Annotated in this window: 14 protein-coding genes; 13 read left to right on the forward strand and 1 reads right to left on the reverse strand. The window is 61.3% G+C overall.

The window, feature by feature from the left end; genetic code table 11:
• Positions 1–260 precede the first annotated feature (260 nt).
• From M0D68_RS35950 to M0D68_RS35995, 10 genes are all read left to right on the forward strand, one after another.
• Complete coding sequence (locus tag M0D68_RS35950; RefSeq protein ID WP_093647169.1) at positions 261–3,002, forward strand: TonB-dependent receptor; 2,742 nt, start codon at positions 261–263, stop codon at positions 3,000–3,002.
• 347 nt (positions 3,003–3,349) lie between these two features.
• On the forward strand, positions 3,350–5,182 hold the full coding sequence (locus M0D68_RS35955; protein ID WP_266226846.1) for an extracellular solute-binding protein: 1,833 nt from the start codon (positions 3,350–3,352) through the stop codon (positions 5,180–5,182).
• An 8-nt stretch (positions 5,183–5,190) separates the two neighbouring features.
• Complete coding sequence (locus M0D68_RS35960) at positions 5,191–6,243, forward strand: microcin C ABC transporter permease YejB (protein ID WP_093647172.1); 1,053 nt, start codon at positions 5,191–5,193, stop codon at positions 6,241–6,243.
• Positions 6,197–7,312 (forward strand): ABC transporter permease, encoded by a 1,116-nt coding sequence (locus M0D68_RS35965; protein ID WP_093647174.1) that lies wholly within the window; start codon positions 6,197–6,199, stop codon positions 7,310–7,312. The genes M0D68_RS35960 and M0D68_RS35965 overlap by 47 nt, the downstream gene beginning before the upstream one ends.
• On the forward strand, positions 7,309–8,970 hold the full coding sequence (locus M0D68_RS35970) for an ABC transporter ATP-binding protein (protein ID WP_093647176.1): 1,662 nt from the start codon (positions 7,309–7,311) through the stop codon (positions 8,968–8,970). Before M0D68_RS35965 ends, M0D68_RS35970 begins: the two co-directional genes overlap by 4 nt.
• Positions 8,963–10,399 carry a TldD/PmbA family protein gene (locus M0D68_RS35975; protein WP_266226841.1) on the forward strand — a complete coding sequence of 479 codons (1,437 nt, stop codon included), beginning with the start codon at positions 8,963–8,965 and terminating at the stop codon, positions 10,397–10,399. The genes M0D68_RS35970 and M0D68_RS35975 overlap by 8 nt, the downstream gene beginning before the upstream one ends.
• Entirely contained in the window at positions 10,399–11,760 is a 1,362-nt protein-coding gene (locus M0D68_RS35980; protein ID WP_211704001.1) for a TldD/PmbA family protein, read from the forward strand. The genes M0D68_RS35975 and M0D68_RS35980 overlap by 1 nt, the downstream gene beginning before the upstream one ends.
• A 43-nt stretch (positions 11,761–11,803) precedes the next feature.
• Positions 11,804–12,346: a GNAT family N-acetyltransferase gene (locus M0D68_RS35985; protein ID WP_307850281.1), complete on the forward strand. Its 543-nt coding sequence runs from the start codon at positions 11,804–11,806 to the stop codon at positions 12,344–12,346.
• A gap of 4 nt (positions 12,347–12,350) precedes the next feature.
• Entirely contained in the window at positions 12,351–12,899 is a 549-nt protein-coding gene (locus M0D68_RS35990; protein ID WP_200621587.1) for a GNAT family N-acetyltransferase, read from the forward strand.
• 13 nt (positions 12,900–12,912) lie between these two features.
• On the forward strand, positions 12,913–16,113 hold the full coding sequence (locus M0D68_RS35995) for a multidrug efflux RND transporter permease subunit (RefSeq protein WP_266226843.1): 3,201 nt from the start codon (positions 12,913–12,915) through the stop codon (positions 16,111–16,113).
• 57 nt (positions 16,114–16,170) lie between these two features.
• Here the strand turns inward: M0D68_RS35995 and M0D68_RS36000 are convergent, their stop codons facing one another.
• On the reverse strand, positions 16,171–16,521 hold the full coding sequence (locus tag M0D68_RS36000; RefSeq protein WP_200621589.1) for a DUF4148 domain-containing protein: 351 nt from the start codon (positions 16,519–16,521) through the stop codon (positions 16,171–16,173).
• A 360-nt stretch (positions 16,522–16,881) separates the two neighbouring features.
• Here M0D68_RS36000 and M0D68_RS36005 point away from each other — a divergent pair, with 360 nt between their 5' ends.
• The 3 genes from M0D68_RS36005 to M0D68_RS36015 are packed head-to-tail and all read left to right on the forward strand — an operon-like array spanning position 16,882 to position 19,704.
• A complete protein-coding gene (locus M0D68_RS36005; RefSeq protein WP_200621590.1) occupies positions 16,882–17,559 on the forward strand; it encodes a response regulator transcription factor in 678 nt (225 codons plus the stop codon).
• A 13-nt stretch (positions 17,560–17,572) separates the two neighbouring features.
• The gene (locus M0D68_RS36010) at positions 17,573–18,970 is read left to right on the forward strand and encodes a HAMP domain-containing sensor histidine kinase (RefSeq protein WP_266226845.1); all 1,398 of its coding nucleotides are present in this window, start codon (positions 17,573–17,575) and stop codon (positions 18,968–18,970) included.
• Between the two features lie 35 nt (positions 18,971–19,005).
• Positions 19,006–19,704, forward strand: a complete 699-nt coding sequence (locus tag M0D68_RS36015) for a response regulator transcription factor (RefSeq protein ID WP_093647190.1) — start codon at positions 19,006–19,008, stop codon at positions 19,702–19,704.
• The last annotated feature ends 113 nt before the right edge of the window (positions 19,705–19,817 follow it).

Below are 19,817 nucleotides of genomic sequence, written 5' to 3' on the forward strand. Positions count from 1 at the left end.
TAGAAGTGAAAACAATTAGAAAGCGCTGCGCATTTCGTTTGTAATAAATAAGTAGTCCGATATTGAAGTATCTGAAGTGTCCCGTCTTCCTGTCTGTATTTGCAAACTGGTGAGCTGTTGACCGGTTTGCCGGGCAATGGAAGGACGGGTCAGCTTTGACGGAGCGCGGCGCAAGATCGCCGTATATCGAGTGGGGAGGTTCACAAGACCTCTCTTCACACACACAGCTGTGGCCTTAATTGACGAGCGGGAAGGGGAAAATGAAACAAAGGGCATTGGCGTTGGCCATCAAAAGAATAATCTGGGCTGAACTGGCATTGTCGGCCGTAATCGCCGTACCGGCGTTTGCACAAAGCCAGCCGGCCACCACCGGAACCGCGGCAGGCGCGACGACGGAGAGCACGCCGGCAGCGGCTGCCACTCCGGCATCGGGCACCGCCGCGACACCGTCCGCGGACAACACGACCGCGACGCCGGCTGGCAAAGGCGTTCAGCAACTGAAGAAATTCGAAGTGACCGGGTCGCTGATTCGCAGCTCGGACAAGGTCGGCTTTAATCAGGTTCAGACGGTTACGCAGAAAGACATTCAGAATAGCGGTGCAACGACCGTCTCTGATTTTCTGCGCGACACTTCGGCTAACTCGGCGAATAGCTGGAGCGAAGGCCAGTCCGGCAACTTCGCCGCAGGCGCCGCGGGTATCGCCCTGCGCGGCCTCAGCGAAAAGTACACGCTGGTGCTGGTGGACGGACAGCGCGTTGCGCCGTTCGCGTTCTTCTCGAACAGCGTCGACTCCTTCTTCGACCTGAACACGCTGCCGTTGAACTCCATCGACCGCATCGAAATCGTGAAGACGGGCGCCGTGTCGCAATACGGCTCGGATGCGATCGCAGGCGTGGTCAACATCATCACGAAGCACGACTTTCAGGGCTTGCAACTCGACGGGAGCTACGGCAGCGCCATCAACGGCGGCGGCGGCGCCGGCACGACCAAGTTCGGCGCGCTCGGCGGCTTCGGCGATCTCAACTCCGATCGCTTCAACGTGACGGCTGCCGCGAGCTACTACAAGTCGAACGGCTTCACGCTCGCAGACCGTGACTCGACGCGCAATCAGGACTTCACCAATCAACCGGGCGGCCTTTCGTTGCTCGCGCCGTCGTACTGGAATATGCCCGACGGCAGTGTGCAGGCGTTGAGCGGCTGTCCGTCCGGCGGTTCGGTGCGCCCCGCTGCCACCAACTCGCTGACTGCCGGCAAGGCGGGCACGGTCTGCGCATTCAATACCGCAGAAGACACGTCCATCGCGCCGATGACCGAGCGTCTCAATGCGAAGCTTCACGCTGACTTCAAGATCAACGATACGACCACGGCATTCGGCGACTTCCTGATCAGCAGAAACACAACCACCACCAACGATGGTCTGTGGGGCAACGTAGTCGGCAACCCGCAGAATCCCACGCTGGTGTTGAACCCGCAGACGAAGCTGCTTACCCCGTTTAGCACTGTTGTGCCGGCGACCAACCCGTACAATCCGTTCGGGGTCGGCACAGCGCTCACGTATGCTTTCCCGAACGCGGTCGCGGAAAAGACGGATGCCACGTACTGGCGCGCATCGACGGGTGTCAAGGGTTCGTTCAACCTGCCGAACGGTGAATGGGATTGGGCGACGTCGGTCAGCCACTCGCAAAGCACGGTCGCGAACACCTACACGAACCAGCTGAACTCCGCCGCACTGGCCAACATTTACCAGAACGGTACGCTGAATTTCGCGAATCCGTCGGCTACGCCCAATGCGTTCAACGGGCTGTACCAGGATGCGGACAACCTGGGTGTCTCGAAGCTCGATACGGTTGACGCGACGTTGTCGACGCCGGAGTTGTTCCACCTGCCGGCGGGCGACGTAGGTCTTGGGTTCGGTGCGCAGTTCACGCACCAGAGCGAAGTGCTCACGCCGGGTGCGGCATTCCTGTCGGGCCAGGTCATCAATCCGAATCTCCAGACGGTGAACGGTCAGCGCAATGTGGCGGCCGTGTATTACCAGGTGGACATTCCGATTGTGCGCAACCTGACATTCAGTCAGTCGGGTCGTTACGACCACTACAGCGATGTGGGTGGTGCGTTCTCGCCGCGCTTTGCGTTGCGCTATCAGCCGGTTCAGGCGCTGACGATGTACACGTCGTATGACCGCGGTTTCCGTGCGCCGACGTTCGTCGAAAACAGCAAATCGCAAACGCTCGGGATCCAGGTTGATCCGAACACCGGTCTGAACTACACCTCGATCACAGAGGGTAATCCGAACCTGGCGCCGGAGCATACGCGCAACTTCAACATCGGCTTCCAGTTGTCACCGACCCGTACGACCGATGTCGGCCTTGACTGGTACAAGATTCGCGTCGACAACGTGATCGGCCAGGGTTCGCCTTCGCAGGTTGTTACCGATCCGACAACGGGTGACGTGCTGTACAAGGTCATTCCGTATCAGAACCTCGGCTACCTCGACACGAACGGCTTCGAAGGCACGTTCCGTCAGGCGCTGCCGACGACGACCGCCGGCACGTTCACCTTGTCGACTGACTGGGCGTATGTGAACAGCTTCAAGATCGGCTTCCTGGGCGGAGCACCGGTGAACGGCGCGGGTAATAACTTCACCCTCACGCAACCGTTCGGCGGCAGCTTCCCGCGCTGGAAGGGCAACACCACCCTGGACTGGACGTACCACAAGTTCGACGCAGCATTGACGTGGCAGTTCACGGGTCCGTACGCGCAGAATCTGAATCCGGCCGCGTCGAGCAGGGTGGGATCGTACAGCCAGTTCAACCTGATGATGACGTACACGGGCTTCAAGCACTGGACGATTTACGGCGGTATCGACAACATCTTCAACCGCACGCCGCCGTACGATCCGATCTTTGCAAATGGCACGTTGGATCAGAACGGGTACGATCAGTCGATCTATACCTACATTGGCCGTTTCGCGCAAATCGGCGCAACGTACAAGTTCTGAGGTCGCTGTAGTTGATCTGATGGAAGCACCGCTCCGGTTCCGTTCGTGCAAGGAACCGGAGCGGTGTGCTTTAAGCGGCGACTCATCGTAAGGCGGCGCAGTCTGCCTGTCGTCGCAATGGACCAGCGTGCACCGGTAAAGCCAACAGGTTGTACTCGTGCCGCAGGACGAATCGCGCGCAGGTCACGAGCCGGTGCGCACTGTATGGGCTGATGAAAAGAATGATGAATTCCGGACTGTTGCGCCTGCACGACGCGATTGGATGTTTGCTCGGCGCAGTGCGCCGCGCCGCGAGCATCTCGTTCGTCATTGCCGCTGCGCCTGGCCTACTAGCGGTATGCGGAGCGATGCCGACGGCGGCGCAGGCAAAACCGTCGATTTCACAGTACGACCAACCGAAATATCCCGCCGATTTCACGCACTTCGATTACGCGAATCCCGACGCGCCCGCGAGCGGCTCGCTCAGTTTCGAAAACTATAGCGAACTGCAGACTTACGATTCGCTGAATCCGTTCCTCGTGCGTGGCGCGCCCGCGCCCGACATCCAGAATCTGATGTTCGATACGCTGATGCAGCGTAGCTGGGACGAACTGGCCTCCGAATATCCGCTGATCGCCGACGATGTCGAAGTCGCATCGGATCTGACGTCAGCGACATTCCATATCAATCCCGCTGCGCGCTTTTCGAACGGCGATCCGATCACGGCCGCTGACGTCAAGTATTCGTACGACACGTTGACGAGTCCGCAGGCTTCGCCGCTTTTCAACGCGCAGTTCTCGATCATCAAAAGCGCGACGGTAATCGACAAGAGCACGATCCGCTTCGATTTCAAGCATGCCGAACGCGATGCGCCATTGATTGCCGGCGACCTGCCGATTTTCTCGCCGAAGTGGGGGATGCAACCCGATGGCAAGCGTCTGCCATTCGACCAGATCTCTTCCATGCCGCCGATCAGTAGCGGCGCCTATCTGATCGAGAGCCGCAAAAACGACAAGCAGATCACGTATCGTCGCAACCCTGACTACTGGGCGGCGAATCTGCCTTCGCGACGTGGCATGTTCCGTTTCGAGCGCATCACGTTCAACCTGTACCGCGACCACTACACGCAACTCGAAGCTTTCAAGGCGGGCGATGCGGACGTCATCGTCGAATACAGCGCGACGCAGTGGGCGCGCAAATATGTCGGCAAGAACTTCGACAACGGACTGCTGAAGAAGGGCGAATTCGCCGACGGCCCCGCGCAGATGCAGGGCATGCTGATGAATATGCGCAAGCCGATGTTTCAGGATCCGCGCGTGCGTCATGCCCTGACGCTGGCACTCGACTACGACTGGATGAACCGGATGATGTTCTACGGTCAATACCGGCGCACGAACAGCTATTTCGAGGCCAGTCCGTTCGGCGCGACCGGCATGCCGGGTGAGAAGGAACTGGCGCTGCTCGAACCATTGCGCGGCAGCGTGCCGCCTGAAGTGTTCGGCCCGATGCTCAAACAACCCGACACGATTCCACCGAATTCCCTGCGCGGCAATTTGCGCGTCGCGCGTGATCTGCTGGCGCAAGCCGGTTGGCACTATCGCGACGGCGCATTGCGCGACGCCAACGGTACGCCGATGACGATCGAGATCATGGACGATCAGCCCGGCATGGATCGTCTGATCCTGCCGTATATGCAGGCGCTCGGCATGCTCGGCATTCAGGCCCATATGCGCGAAATCGACAGCGCGTTGTACGAGAAACGTCTGGACAATTTCGAGTACGACATGACCACCTTCATCTATCCGCCGGTCACGATTCCGGGCGCCGAACTGACGCGCCGCTTCGGCAGTGCGGCTGCGTCCGAAGTCGGCTCCGAGAACTATACGGGCATCCGTTCGAAGGCAGTCGACTCGTTGATTCACTCCGCGCTTACCGCCACTAATCTCGACGATCTGGAAGCCGCCACCCGTGCGCTGGATCGCGTGTTGATCTATTCGTTTTACCTGGTGCCGGAGTACTACTCGCCGGGGGCGCGCATCGGCTACAAGACCACCCTCGGCTTTCCGAAGACCGTGCCGAATTCCTACCAGTACGAAGACTGGGTCATCGACTACTGGTACGCGAAAGCGCCGGGCGCACAAGCGACACAGAAACTCCAGGCCGCGCAATCCGCGAGTTCAACCACGGCCACGGCCCACTGAGGAACATCATGCTCGCCTACATTCTCAGACGATTGCTGTTGATGGTGCCGACGTTGCTCGGTGTGGTCACGCTGACCTTTGTCGTCACGCAGTTCGTACCGGGTGGGCCGGTCGAACAGGTGATGACGCAACTCCGCCACGGCGCTGGCCGTGGCGGAGAGGCGGGGTCGGGCGGCGGAGGCTATCACGGCAGCCAGGGTGTCGATCCGCAGCAGTTGGAGCAGATCAAGAAGCAATTCGGCTTCGACAAGCCGCCGCTCGAGCGCTACGTTCTGATGCTCAAGCGCTATGCGACCTTCGATCTCGGCCAGTCCTACTATCAGCATGACAGCGTGTGGGATGTCATCAAATCGAAGCTACCCGTGTCGATCACGCTCGGCTTATGGACGGTGATGCTCACGTATCTGATATCGGTGCCGTTAGGCATTGCGAAAGCAGTGCGCAACGGCTCGCGCTTCGATACCGTGACCAGTGTGCTGGTGCTTGCCGGTTACGCGATTCCCGGCTTCGTGCTGGGTGTGCTGTTGTTGATGCTATTCGGCGGCGGCACCTTCTGGCAGGTGTTTCCGATGCGCGGCCTCACCTCGGATAACTTCAACGACCTCAGTGCGTTCGGCAAGCTGCTCGACTATTTGTGGCACATCGTATTGCCGGTCACGGCTTCAGTAGTGGGCAACTTCGCGATCGTCACGATCCTGACCAAGAATACTTTCCTCGAGGAGATAGGACGTCAATACGTATTGACTGCACGCGCTAAAGGAGCACCGGAGCGCGACGTGCTGTGGAAACACGTGCTGCGCAATGCTGCGATTCCGTTGCTGACCGGTTTGCCGGCAGCCTTCGTCGGCGCCTTCCTGAACGGCAATCTGTTGATCGAAACCCTGTTCTCGCTCGACGGCATGGGCCAACTTTCGTATGACTCGGTGATTCGCCGTGACTATCCGGTCGTGCTCGGTTCGCTGTTTCTGTTCACGCTGATCGCCCTCGTAACCAAACTCATTGCTGACGTCTGCTATGTCCTCGTCGACCCCCGCATCCAATTCAACCGCCTGGACCGCTGATCAGTCCGGCGCGGCGCACGTGGCGTCGCCGTCTCCCTGGCGGCGTACATGGCTGCGCTTCAAGCGGCAGAGGCTCGGCTACTGGAGCCTTGTGATCTTCGTGTCGCTGTTCGTCATCAGCCTGTTCGGCGAGGTGCTGTCCAACGATCGTCCGTTGATTGTCCGCTATGACGGGCACTATTACTTTCCTATCGTCAAAGACTACTCGGAGAAGATTTTCGGCGGCGATTTTCCGGCGCGCGCGAATTACCTCGACCCGTATATCCGTTCGCGACTCGAATCGAATGGCAACTTCGCGATCTATCCGCCGAATCATTTCCATTACGACACGATCGACTACTTCGCGGCCCATCCGTACCCGGCGCCGCCCACTCGAAGCAACTGGCTCGGCACGGATCAGTACGGCCGCGACGTGCTTGCGCGGCTGCTGTACGGTTTCCGGCTCTCGGTGCTGATGGCGCTCGCGCTCACGGTATCCGGTGTGCTGATCGGCGTATTGACCGGCGCGGTGCAGGGCTTCTACGGCGGCCGCACCGATCTGATCGGCCAGCGTCTGATCGAGATATGGAGTTCGATGCCTGACCTGTACCTGCTGATCATCTTCGCGTCGATCTTCGAGCCCACGCTATGGCTGCTCTTTATTCTTCTCTCGATGTTTGGCTGGCTAGTGCTTTCCGACTATGTGCGCGCCGAGTTTTTGCGCAACCGCTCACTGGACTACGTGAGAGCGGCACGCACCATGGGTCTCTCGAACTGGCAGATCATGTGGCGCCATGTGCTGCCGAATAGCCTGACGCCGGTGATCACGTTTCTGCCGTTTCGCATGAGCGCGGCGATTCTGTCGCTGACCAGTCTCGACTTCCTTGGGTTGGGTGTGCCGCCGCCTACGCCGAGCCTCGGCGAACTGCTTCAGGAAGGCAAAAACAACCTCGACGCCTGGTGGATTTCGGTTTCGGCTTTCGCCGCGCTGGTGATCACGCTCCTGCTGTTGACCTTCATGGGCGACGCATTACGCAATGCGCTCGATACGCGCAAACGCGGTTCGGCCTTCGGCGGAGGCCCGCGATGAGCGACGTCAAACCAAACCGGCCGTTGCTGGAAATCGACCGCTTCTCCGTACGTTTCGGCGACAAGATCGCCGTGCATGAACTCAGCCTCTCGATCGCGCGCGGAGAGCGCGTCGCCCTGGTCGGCGAATCGGGCTCCGGCAAGAGCGTCACTGCATTGTCGATTCTGCGTCTTGTCGAGCATGCTGATCTCAGCGGCCGCATGCTGCTCGACGGTGAAGATCTGCTGCAGAAGACCGAGCAGCAAATGCGCGGTCTGCGCGGTGCCGACGTGGCGATGGTGTTTCAGGAGCCGATGACGGCGCTCAATCCGCTCTTCACGATCGGCAAGCAGATCGCCGAAAGTTTGCGCCTGCACGAAGGCTTGCGGCCGAACGCGGCGCGCAAGCGCGGCATCGAGTTGCTCAGGCGCACGGGCATTCCCGAGCCGGAACGGCGCATCGACAGTTTTCCGCATCAACTGTCCGGCGGCCAGCGGCAGCGCGCGATGATCGCCATGGCGCTGGCGTGCCGGCCACGTCTGCTGCTTGCGGACGAACCGACCACCGCGCTCGACGTCACCGTGCGTCAGCAGATCGTCGATCTGTTGATCGCGTTGCAGGAACAGGAAGCGGCCGAGCGTGGCATGGCCGTGCTGCTGATCACGCATGACCTGAATCTGGTGAAGCGTTTCGCGCAGCGCGTCGCGGTGATGGAAAAGGGCGTGCTGGTCGAAACCAATACAACCGAAGCGTTGTTCTCCAACCCGCAGCATCCCTACACGAAGCGTCTGCTGGATAGCGAGCCGCAACGTGCGGTGGAGCCGGTCGAGCCGGATGCGCGGCGTTTGCTCGAAGTGCAGGGACTCGCCGTCGACTACAGCACCTCCGCGAAAGGCTGGCGCTCCATGTTCGGCCGCTCCACGTTCCGCGCAGTGCACGACGTGGACCTGAGCGTGCGGCGCGGTGAAACGCTCGGCATCGTCGGCGAATCGGGGTCGGGAAAATCGACGCTGGCGGCCACCGTGCTCGGTCTGCAACGACCGGCCGCCGGTCATATCCATATCGACGGTTTGCCGCTTGCCTCCCTGAAAACCGCGCGCTCCCGCCGCGAGTTGTATTCGCGCATGCAAGTCGTGTTTCAGGACCCGTTCGGTTCCCTGTCGCCGCGTATGACGGTGGAGCAGATCATCGGCGAAGGCCTGACCATGCATCAGCCCGACATGGACGCCAAGGCGCGGCGCGCACGCGTGGGTAGCCTGCTGGAAGAAGTGGGCATGCCCGCGGACGCCATGTTGCGCTACCCGCATGAGTTTTCCGGCGGCCAGCGCCAGCGTATAGCGATCGCGCGTGCGCTCGCGGTCGAGCCTGAATTGCTGGTGCTCGATGAGCCGACCAGTGCACTCGATGTATCCATCCAGAAACAGGTGCTGAATCTGCTGACAAATCTGCAGAAAAAGTACAAGCTAAGCTATTTGTTCATTACGCACGATCTGGCGGTGATGCGAGCCATGGCGCATCGTGTGATCGTGATGAAGTCAGGACGCATCGTCGAAGCCGGCGACACACTCGATGTGTTGCACGCGCCGTCGCATCCTTATACCCAGTCGCTGCTCGCGTCGTCGCTGATCGTGTCGCCGGCGGGGGCAGCAAAGACTCCTACGGGAACCGTTAATGATTGACGAACGTTGGGCGCAAGCCGCCCGGTCGCTTACGAGCCGCGCGGCGTTCTGGTCGCTGCGCATTGTCGATGAACAGATCGACGATCACGAGATCCGCAACGACGTCGCGCAGCCCATGCGCACCGTGCGCGATCGTGGCGCGATGCTGATCGCATGGGTGGGCGCGGGTGCAGGCTATGCGGCTACCGCGAATCTGAGTGCAGCGGGTCTGCAGGAAGCGCTGGATCTCGCCACGGCTCGCGCCGAAGCGAGTGCGGCCTTGTCGCTGATCGACCATCGCGAGGTAGTGCGTCCTGTGATGAGCGGCCACTATGTGTCGCCGAACGCGCAGCTTGCATTGCCGGGCCGCGCCGAATGGTTGGACCGCTTGAGCGTGGAGTGCGCGGGTGCGAATCTCGATGCACGCATTGTCGAGCGTGTCGCGGCCGTGCAGATCACGCTAACCGATCAGCTCTACATCACCAGCGACGGCGTGCGCATCGATCAGCAGTTCCAGTTCGTGATGCCGCAATTGAGCGTGGCTGCCCACGCGGATGGCGATACGCAGGTGCGCACCCTCGGCGGCAACTACGGCACCCTGGGGCAGGGCGGCATGGAAGTGCTGACACGCTTCGGCTTCGAGGGCTCGGGCGCGCGTGTCGCCAATGAAGCGCTGCAATTGCTGGCCGCGCCGAATTGCCCGTCAGGCAAGCGCGATTTGCTGCTGATGCCCGATCAGATGATGCTGCAGATTCACGAATCGATCGGCCATCCGCTCGAACTCGACCGCATTCTCGGCGACGAGCGCAACTTCGCCGGCTGGAGCTTCGTCAAGAAAGAAATGTTCGGCTCGTATCGCTACGGTTCGGAACTGCTGAACGTGACCTTCGACCCGGAACTGCGCGAGGAAGCCGCCACGTACGCATTCGACGACGACGGCACTGAAGCGAAAAAGCAGTATCTGATCCGCGACGGCGTGCTCGAACGTCCGCTCGGCGGCGCACTTTCGCAGCAACGCGCGCATATGGCGGGCGTGGCGAATTCACGCGCGTCGAACTGGAACCGGCCGCCGATCGACCGGATGGCGAATCTGAACATCGAGCCCGGCGAGAGTTCTCTGGAGCAAATGATCGGCAACATCGAGCACGGCATTCTGATGCGCACCAACACGTCCTGGTCGATCGACGACCATCGCAACAAATTCCAGTTCGGCTGCGAGTTCGGTCAACTGATCGAAAACGGCAAGCTCACCCAGGTTGTCAAACAGCCGAATTATCGCGGCATCTCGGCGAATTTCTGGCGCAGCCTGAGCGCGGTGGGGAACGCGGAAACGCGCGAGGTGTACGGTACGTCCATGTGCGGCAAGGGCGAACCGGCACAGATCATTCGCGTGGGCCACGCCTCGCCGGCTTGCGTGTTCAGCAATATCGACGTGTTCGGAGGCGCTTGATGAGCCAATTCATCTCCTCGCGCACCGGTCCTTCGATCGACTGGCAGCAGCATTTCACGTCGCTGGCCGATGCTATCGAACGCCTGCAGCAAGGTGCGGAAATCACGCTGAGTTCATTTGCCGGCGAGCAGTCCGACTTTATCCGCTTCAACTCGGGCAAGGTGCGGCAGATCGGCAGTGTCTCGCAAGGCAAGCTGACTTTGCGTTTGATCGACGGTGCGCGCCAGGCCTATTCGACGCTGACCGTCTGCGGCGATCTGCAACAGGATCTCGACGACGTGAGCGCGGCGCTTGCCACCTTGCGTGAAAGCCTGCGCGGCGCGGCGGACGATCCGCATCTGCTGTTCGACACCTCGCAATGGCAGCGCGCCACGCAGCGTTCGGGCAAGCTGCCGGAGCCGGGCGGCCTGTTGCGCACCGTTGCCGAATGCGCGCAAGGGCTGGATTTCGTCGGCTTTTACGCGGGCGGCACGATTGTGCGCGGTTTTGCGTCCACGAACGGCAGCCGCGGCTGGTACGAAGTCGACAACTTCAATTTCAGCTGGTCGCTATACGACCCGAGTGGCCGCGCGATCAAAACCACATACGCGGGTGACGACTGGAGCGACGCAGTTTTCGCGCACAAGGTCGAGCAGGCCGCAACGCGTCTCTCGGTGCTCGCGCGCACACCGCGCACCTTGGCGCCGGGGCGTTATCGTTCATATCTGGCGCCCGCAGCGCTCGCGGAATTGCTTGGCGTGGCGGCATGGAGCGGTTTCTCCGCACGCGCTCAGGCCACGTCGCGCAGCGAGTTGTACAAGCTGCACGTGGGAGAAATCGTAGTCGACCCGCGCGTCACGATCAGCGAAGATCTGAATCTCGGCATTACACCCGGCTTCAACGACGACGGCTATTTGCGCGAGAGCGTCCCGCTGATCCAGGCGGGCCGCAGTGCCGAACGCCTGACCAATGCGCGCAGCGCGCGCGAGTATGGATTGACGCCCAACGGTGCGCTGGCGAACGAGTCGCCAGCGGCGCTCTCGATGGAAGCGGGCGATCTGCTGGAAGAGGACGTGCTGGCGAAGCTCGATACCGGTCTCTACATCGGCAACCTCTGGTACGTGAATTTCTCGGACCGGATGAATTGCCGCCTGACCGGCATGACGCGCTTCGCAACCTTCTGGGTCGAGAACGGGCAGATCGTCGCGCCGCTTGAAGCCATGCGATTCGACGATAGCCTGTACCGTGTGCTCGGCAGTGAACTTGAACAACTCGGCGCGCAAGCGGAATTGTTGTTGAGCGATTCGACATGGGGTGAGCGCGCCACCGGCGGCATGCAATTACCCGGCATTCTGACGAGGTCATTCGAATTGACGTTATGAGCCTATGAATCAAGAGATAAGAACAAAATCTAATTCTGGGAGCTTGCCTGAGGGCCTGACGCTGCGCGCGTTGCGCGTGGCCGACGTGGAGCAATACCACGCATTGCTGCAGTTGCCGGCGGTCGTGAACGGCAATCCACACGTGCCGTTTCAGACGATTGCCAGTACGCGCGAATACCTTGAAGAACTCGCGGCCCCCGAAATCGCGATCGCGGCGATGGTCGGCGACACACTGGTCGGTCAAGCGGAGCTCACGCCTTTCAAAGGGCGCCGCGCGCATGCCGCGTCACTCGGCATTGGTGTACACGACGCATGGCACCGGCGCGGCATCGGCAATGCGCTGATGACTGAACTGATCGATCTTGCCGACAACTGGCTGGGTCTGCGCCGCCTCGAGTTGTTCGTCTTCGCCGATAACCATGCGGCTTTTGCACTCTATCGCAAGTTCGGCTTCGAGATCGAAGTGCATCAGCGTGGCGCCGTGTTGCGCCGTGGCGTGCTGATCGACTGTTATTTCATGGCGCGGTTGCGTGAGCCTGCACCGTTGATGTCGGCGCCTTCAGCACTCAATGTCGCAACGGATTAAAGCCATGAAAGAAGAAACGTTGCAAAGCGACGCGGCGCTTGAGAATCGCATCACGGTGCGAGCGCTTGAATCGTCCGACATGGAGGCGTTTGCCGAGATCATGAGCCTGCCGGGCGTGCGGCGCGGCACGCTCTCAGTTGGCTATCGCCACATTGAACAGCTCCGCGCGTGGCGCGAGAAGCAACTCAAGCGCGGTGTGAGTGTGTGCGCGTGTCTCGACGGTCGCATGGTGGGGCACGCCGGGTTGGAGATTTACCGTCCGAGCCGTGCGCATGGCGCGCATTTAGGAGTGGCTGTGCACGATGCGTATCATGGGCGCGGTGTCGGCTCGGCCCTCCTGCGGGCGCTGACTGAATGCGCCGATGCGTCGCTCGGTTTGCGCCGCATCGAACTCTCGGTGTTCTGCGACAACGCGTCGGCGATCGCGCTGTACCGCAAGTTCGGCTTTGTCGAAGAAGGCCGCTCGCGCGGTTATGCAATGCGCGACGGCGTACTGGCCGACGTGCTGCATATGGCCCGCCTCGTTGACGCGCCGCGTCTCCAGACAATCTGAACGGATTTTTTGCGTGCCATTTTTCTTCATCGACCGCCCGGTTTTCGCATGGATTGTTGCGCTCGCCATTGTCGTGGCGGGCGCGCTTGCCATTCCGCAGTTGCCGGTCGCGCAGTATCCGCGTCTTGCGCCGCCGCGCATCGTGATCAGCGCCACCTATCCGGGGGCCGCCACTGAAGTGGTCGATGCCAACGTCGGCAGCATCATCGAGGAGAGTCTCGATGGCGCCGACAATATGCTGTACTACGAAACGACCAGCGACAACCTGGGCGATCTCGAGATCGACGCGACGTTTGCGCCAGGGACCAATCCGGACCTCGCGCTGGTCGACATCCAGAACCGTCTCAAGCAGGTCGAGCCGCGCTTGCCGCAACAGGTCGTGCAGCAGGGCATCACCGTTTTCAAGGCGGCCAATACGTTTCTGATGCTGGTCGCGCTGACCTCCACGGATGGCTCGCGCGATTCCGCGCAATTGGGCGACTACCTGAGCCGCTACGTGTTGCGCGAACTGAAGCGCGCGCCGGGCGTGGGCGCGGCGGAGTTGTGGGACGCGGACGAAGCGTTGCGCATCTGGCTCGATCCGATGAAGCTGCGCGAGTACGGCCTCGGCGCCGCGGAAGTCAACGCCGCGATCGCGGCGCAGAACGCCACGGTAACGGCCGGCACGCTAGGCGACGCACCGTTCGTTCCAGGGCAGCAATTGACGGCCTCGGTGAGCGTGAAGGGCCAACTGATCTCGCCCGCCGAGTTCGGCCAGATCGTGCTGAAGGCGCTGCCCGACGGCTCGGCGGTGCGCTTGCGGGACGTCGCGCGGGTCGAACTGGGGCGCGACAATTACTCGTTCTACTCCCGCCTGAACGGCAAGGCCGCGGCGACCGTCGGTATTCAACTCGGACCGCGCGGAAATGCACTCGAGACGTCCAACGCGATCCGCGCGCGGCTTGCCGAACTATCGAAAGGCTTGCCGCCGGGCGTTGCAGTCGAAATTCCGTTCGACAACGCGCATTTCGTGAAGATCGCGATTCGTGAGGTGCTCGTCACGCTGGCTGAGGCGGTGGTACTGGTGTTCTTCGTGATGTGGCTGTTCCTGCGAGATCTGCGCTACACGCTGGTACCGACGGTGGTGATTCCGGTCACGCTGATGGGCGCCTTTCTCGCGATGTACGCCTGCGGCCTGTCGATCAATGTGTTCACGATGTTCGGCCTGGTGCTCGCAATCGGGATTCTCGTTGACGACGCGATCGTGGTGGTGGAGAGCGTGCATCGCGTGATGGAAGAGGAGGGCCTGCCGCCGCGCGAGGCCACCCGTAAGGCGATGACGCAGATCGGAGGCGCGATCGTCGGCGTGACGGCGGTGCTGACTGCCGTGTTCGTGCCGATGGCGTTCTTTCCGGGCGGCGTTGGCGGTATTTACCGGCAATTCGCGGTGTCGATGATCGCGTCGATGCTGGTGTCATCGTTTATGGCCTTGTCGTTGACGCCCGCGCTCTGCGCGAATCTGCTGAAAGCGCACAAGCACCCGGTGAGTCAACGCGATGCCCGCCGTGGCCTGCTCGGCTTCGCGGCGCGAGCGGCGAGCCGCTTCACGACCGGTTTCGATCGGGCCGCAAGCGGCTATCGCGGGCTGACCGCGCGTACGCTGCGCCGTATCGGCCCGATGCTGGCGATCTATGCCGTGCTGGTCGGCGCGTGCGTCGCGCTCTATTGGCAGATGCCTGGTGGTTTTTTGCCGAGCGAAGATGAAGGCCAGTTGCAGGTGATGGTGCAATTGCCGGCCGGTGCGACGCAGGCGCGTACGCTCGCGGTGGTCCAACGCATGGAAACGATCCTGCACGCCGAACCGGCGGTCGCGCACGTCACCAGTGTGATCGGCTGGAGTTTTACCGGCAGCGGTCAGAACGTGGCGATGGGCTTTGTCGAACTGAAAGACTGGGGCAAGCGCGACATCGATGCGATGGCCTTGCGCGAACGGCTCAACGAGAAGTTCGACAAGATTCTCGACGGCAACGTGGAGGCGCAATTGCCGCCTTCCGTGCCGGGACTCGGGCATTCGGACGGTTTCGTGTTCCGGCTTGAAGATCGCGGCGGAGTCGGGCTGGATGCGCTGAAGGCAGCGCGCGAGCACCTGTTCGCGCAGGCCAAGGCGAGCCCGGTGCTGGCCTCGGTGCATTCGGAGGATCTGCCGGATGCGCCGCGCGTTGAACTTGTTATCGATCGTGCGAAAGCGTATGCGCTCGGCGTGCCGTTCGACCGGATCACCGACGTGCTGGGCAGCACCTTCGGCTCGACCTATATCGACGACTTTCCCGCCGGTGGCCGGATGCGCCGTGTGATGATTTCCGCCGACGCCGCCACGCGGATGACCGAGGACGATCTGATGGCGCTCGCCGTGCCGAACTCGTCCGGCGGCATGGTGCCGTTGTCCGCGATTGCGTCGCGTCATTGGAGCATCGGTCCGGTGATGCTGACGCGCTATAACGGCTACCCGTCACTCGACGTGAGCGGCCACGCGGCGCCCGGCTACAGTTCGGGCGCTGCGATGGCGGAGATGGAGCGGCTTGCGGCTTCGTTGCCGGTCGGGGTCTCGTATGACTGGGTCGACGCGGCGCGTGAAGAAACCGCGGCGGCGCAGCTCACGCCGTTGCTGATTGGCCTGTCGCTGCTGGCCGTGTTCATGGCGCTGGCTGCCTTGTACGAAAGCTGGACGATTCCGCTTGCCGTGCTGATGGTGGTGCCGCTCGGCGTGATCGGCGCAATCGCCGCGATGCTGCTGCGGGGCATGCCAAACGACGTGTACTTCAAGGTCGGCATGATTACGGTGATCGGCCTCGCGGCGAAAAACGCGATTCTGATCGTGCAGTTCGCACGCGATCTGTATCGCCGCGGCCTGCCGTTGACGCGCGCCGTGACCGAAGCCGCCGCCGCGCGCTTCCGGCCGATCGTGATGACATCGGCAGCATTCCTGCTGGGCGTCGTGCCGCTGGTGGTGTCGAGCGGGGCGGGTGCGGAAAGCCGTCGCTCGATCGGCACCGGTGTGTTCGGCGGGGTGCTGGCGGCCACACTGTTCGGCCTCGTATTCGCACCGGTCGCGTTTCATGCGGTCGCCTCGCTAACGTATAGCAAACGGCGACTTGCCGAGTTGCGCCGTAAGCGTGACGAGCGGCGCGCACCGCGGCAACCGAACGAAAGCGGCCGGTTGACGAATGGCCGGTGACGTGACGGCGGCCACGTTGCGCCTGGGCGCGGCCGCCGTCTGAGTCGAGCACGGCGTTTAGCCGGCCGGCTGATTCACCGCTTGCGCGGGCGCCGCACCGGCCGGCATTTGCGTAGCGGTTGTCGACGCATGCGCGGCCGGCAAGCAGTCCGCACGATACTCGGCTTGCAGCTTTTGCTCTGCCTGCTGCAGATCGCTGGGGTATTCGTCGTCGTCGTTGTTGGGGCTGTAGCCGACCGCTTCCAGCTCGCCAAGCTCGTTCATCAACTGCTTGTGCGTCACTTCGCCCTTGAGCGGTTTGAACGGGTAGTCATTGCATTGCTGCTGCGTGAGCGCCGGCGAAGCCATCGCCGATGCGCTGCCGATCAGCAGGAGGGTGGTGACGAGGGTTCTGGTTGCGAGCTTCATTTTCATACCATCCACGATAAGGTTCGAGTCGGACCGCAAAGAAAACAGCGGGATGGCAGTAGGCTAGTGGAGGCGACCTACCGGAGCGGCGTCGGGAAAATGAAATTTGTTTTATCGTTTCGTCGTCAGTTTTAGCGGCCCTGCGGCGAACTTAAATTTTTCTTCATGAAGCGGATATTCATCCGCTATGCAGCTGCGCGTAGCCTGCTGGCAGGCACTTTGGCTAAGCGGCGACACCCGTCGAATCGCACGCCCGTGCTCTGAACGCGCAAGCCGAATATGGCATCATGTCCTTCTACTGATAACCGGTCGCGCCCGCCGCTTGCATCGGTAGAGCTGGCGGTGGCGCATGCAATGATCATGTCGCGAGTACTGACGATCGAAGACGATGAAATTACCGCGAATGAAATTGTCGGTGAGCTGAAAAGCCGTGGTTTTACCGTGGATTGGGTGGCCAATGGCCGCGACGGCATGGCGCGCGCGATCAGCGAAGACTACGACGTGATCACGCTCGACCGCATGCTGCCGGGCGTGGACGGCCTCACGATTCTCACCACCATGCGCAGTATCGGCATTCAAACGCCGGTGCTGATGTTGAGCGCGTTAGGCGATGTGGATGAACGGGTGCGCGGCCTGCGCGCCGGTGGTGACGACTATCTGACCAAGCCGTTCGACCCCGAAGAAATGACCGCGCGTCTCGAGGTGCTGTTGCGCCGCAGCCAAACGCCGGCAGCACCGCTCGAAACGCATCTGCGGGTCGGCCCGCTCGAACTCGATCTGATTTCCCGCAAGGTTCAGCGCGACGGAGAAGAGATCGTCTTGCTGCCCACCGAATATCGCGTGCTCGAATTCATGATGCGGCATGCGGGGCAAACCATCACGCGCACCATGCTGTTCGAAGCGGTGTGGGGTTATCACTTCGACCCGGGCACCAATCTGATCGACGTGCACATGGGCCGGCTGCGCAAAAAAATCGACCCACCCGGCGTCACGCCAATGATCCAGACCGTGCGGGGCTCGGGTTATATCCTCGCATGAGCAGGGCATTTTGATGGACACAACCTTCCCGGCTCAATCAGCGCTCGGGCGGCGCTGGCATTCCACGACCTTTCGCCTGCTATCGGTTTACGCCGTCATCTTTTCGCTTTCGGTGATGCTGCTGCTGGGCTATATCGGCTGGGCCGTGACCGGCGACATGGAGCGCGAGACCGATGTGGTGATGGACTGGCAACTGGTCTACTTCGATTCGTTGCCCGACTCCGGCCTTGCCGACGCGATTCACCGCCGTATCGAACATGAGCGCATGCACACCAATTACTACGGCCTGTTCGCGGCCGACGGCAGTCTGCTGGCTGGGGACGTGCTGGTGTATCCGTCGCAACTGCCTATCAATCGTACTGGCAAGACGCTCGATCTCGTGCTCTCGATGGCGCGCAACGACGAGGCGCCGGTGGTCCGCGCCATGGCCGAGCGGCGCAAGGACGGCTCGACGCTTGTCATCGCGCGTGATCTGACGCACATCCTGCGGATTCGCGAGACCATCATCAACGCGCTGGTGGGCGGCGGGATCGTGTGCCTGCTTGCAGGCGTGGCAGGTGGACTGGCGCTGAGCGTGCGGCAGATGCGCCGGCTGAAAGCGATCCGGCGCGTCACGCAGCGTATTGCGCAGGGCGATCTCGCGCAGCGCTTGCCGATCGGCGGACGCGACGAAGTGGATATGCTCGCGCATCTGGTGAACCATATGCTCGCGGAAGTCGAACGCCTTATGAATGAGGTGAAGGGTGCGTGCGACGGTATCGCGCACGATCTGCGCACGCCGCTCGCGCATGTGCGAACCTTGCTGGCACATGTGGCGGAGCGTACCGATACGCTCGACGATGCCGCACTCTCGCAATTGGTGGAGCGCGCGCGCATCGAGACCGATGCATTGCTCGACCGGTTTCGCGCGATGTTGCGTATCTCCGAGATCGGCACGCTGCAGCGGCGCGGTGGATTCGGCGAAATGCAGTTAGAGACGCTGATGCAGGAAGTCGGTGAACTATATGAACCGCTCGCCGAAAGCCGTTCTATTCAGCTGTCTGTGCATGTACAGCCGGTTGATGCGGTTCATGGTGATCGCGCCTTGCTGTTCGAGGCCTTGAGCAATCTGGTGGATAACGCGATCAAGTTCACGCCTGAAGGGGGCGTGGTGTGCATGGAACTTCGACAGACGTCGGCTGGGCCTCAGGTGGACATTGTCGATAACGGGCCCGGCATTGCCGCGGATGAACGCGATGCGGTTCTGCAGCGGTTTTATCGCGGGGAAAGTACGCGGCATCTGGCCGGATCAGGGCTGGGATTGAGCATCGTGTCGGCAGTGATGCGGGTGCATGACTTCACGATGAAAATCGGCAATGCGCAGCCCGGCACCAGGATTTCCATCGAATGCTGGTCGAGGACGCTCGCATGAAGGTGGTCAATTTCTTTGCTCTGGCAGGGTGGTGAATGCGCGTCCTGTTCGTTGGACCTTCTCATCCGGAAGCGGCGTGGCTGTTCAAGGCGCTGCAGGAGAGCGCCCATAGTCTGCAACGGGCCGACGATCTGCGGGATGGGGTTTTTCTTGCCTCGCAGGAACCGTTCGATGCGATTGTTTTGATGGTGCTCGAAGTTGGGTCTTATTCTGCGTTGCATGGGTTCATTGGGGAGTTTGCTACTGCCGGGAGCGGGGCGGCGATTGTTGCTGTGCTCGGTGCGGCGACCGCTCAGGATCGCACGAAGGTTTTGCGCGCCGGCGCGGATGCGTGCTTTTGCCAGCCTTATTCGTTTATTGAAATGCATGAGCGGATGGCTGCTTTGCAGCGGGTTGGGGGTGGTGGTTTTGCTTCTGCTGTCGCTTCTGTTTTACCGGCTGTGGGTGGGCCATCTTTGGATGCGGCTACCCGGGAGCTTGTTTGTGGCGCCCGGCGTGTTGGCGTGACGCGGCGGGAGTTTCTTCTGCTTGAGTGTTTGCTGAGGCAGGTTAATGCGCCGGTGGCCAGGGATCAGCTGATCCGCTATGCCTGGCCTGAGAAGGAGGACGTCGATCCTTCGAGTGTCAATCTTGTTGTGTCACGGTTGCGGCGCAAGCTTTCGGATGATGTGCCGGAGGTTCGGATTGAGACTGTTAGCCGGTTTGGGTATCAAGTTTCGGTTTTGTGTTTTTGAGGTTTTTTGCCTGCGCGGCGCTTTTGTCTGTGTTCCTGGGGCTTTGGCCTTTCCTTGATTTGTTAGTGGTTTATTAGCGTTGCCCCTGTGCGGGGCGGCACTTACTTTCTTTG

Source organism: Paraburkholderia sp. SEWSISQ10-3 4 (assembly GCF_030464785.1).
GTDB lineage: Bacteria > Pseudomonadota > Gammaproteobacteria > Burkholderiales > Burkholderiaceae > Paraburkholderia > Paraburkholderia aspalathi.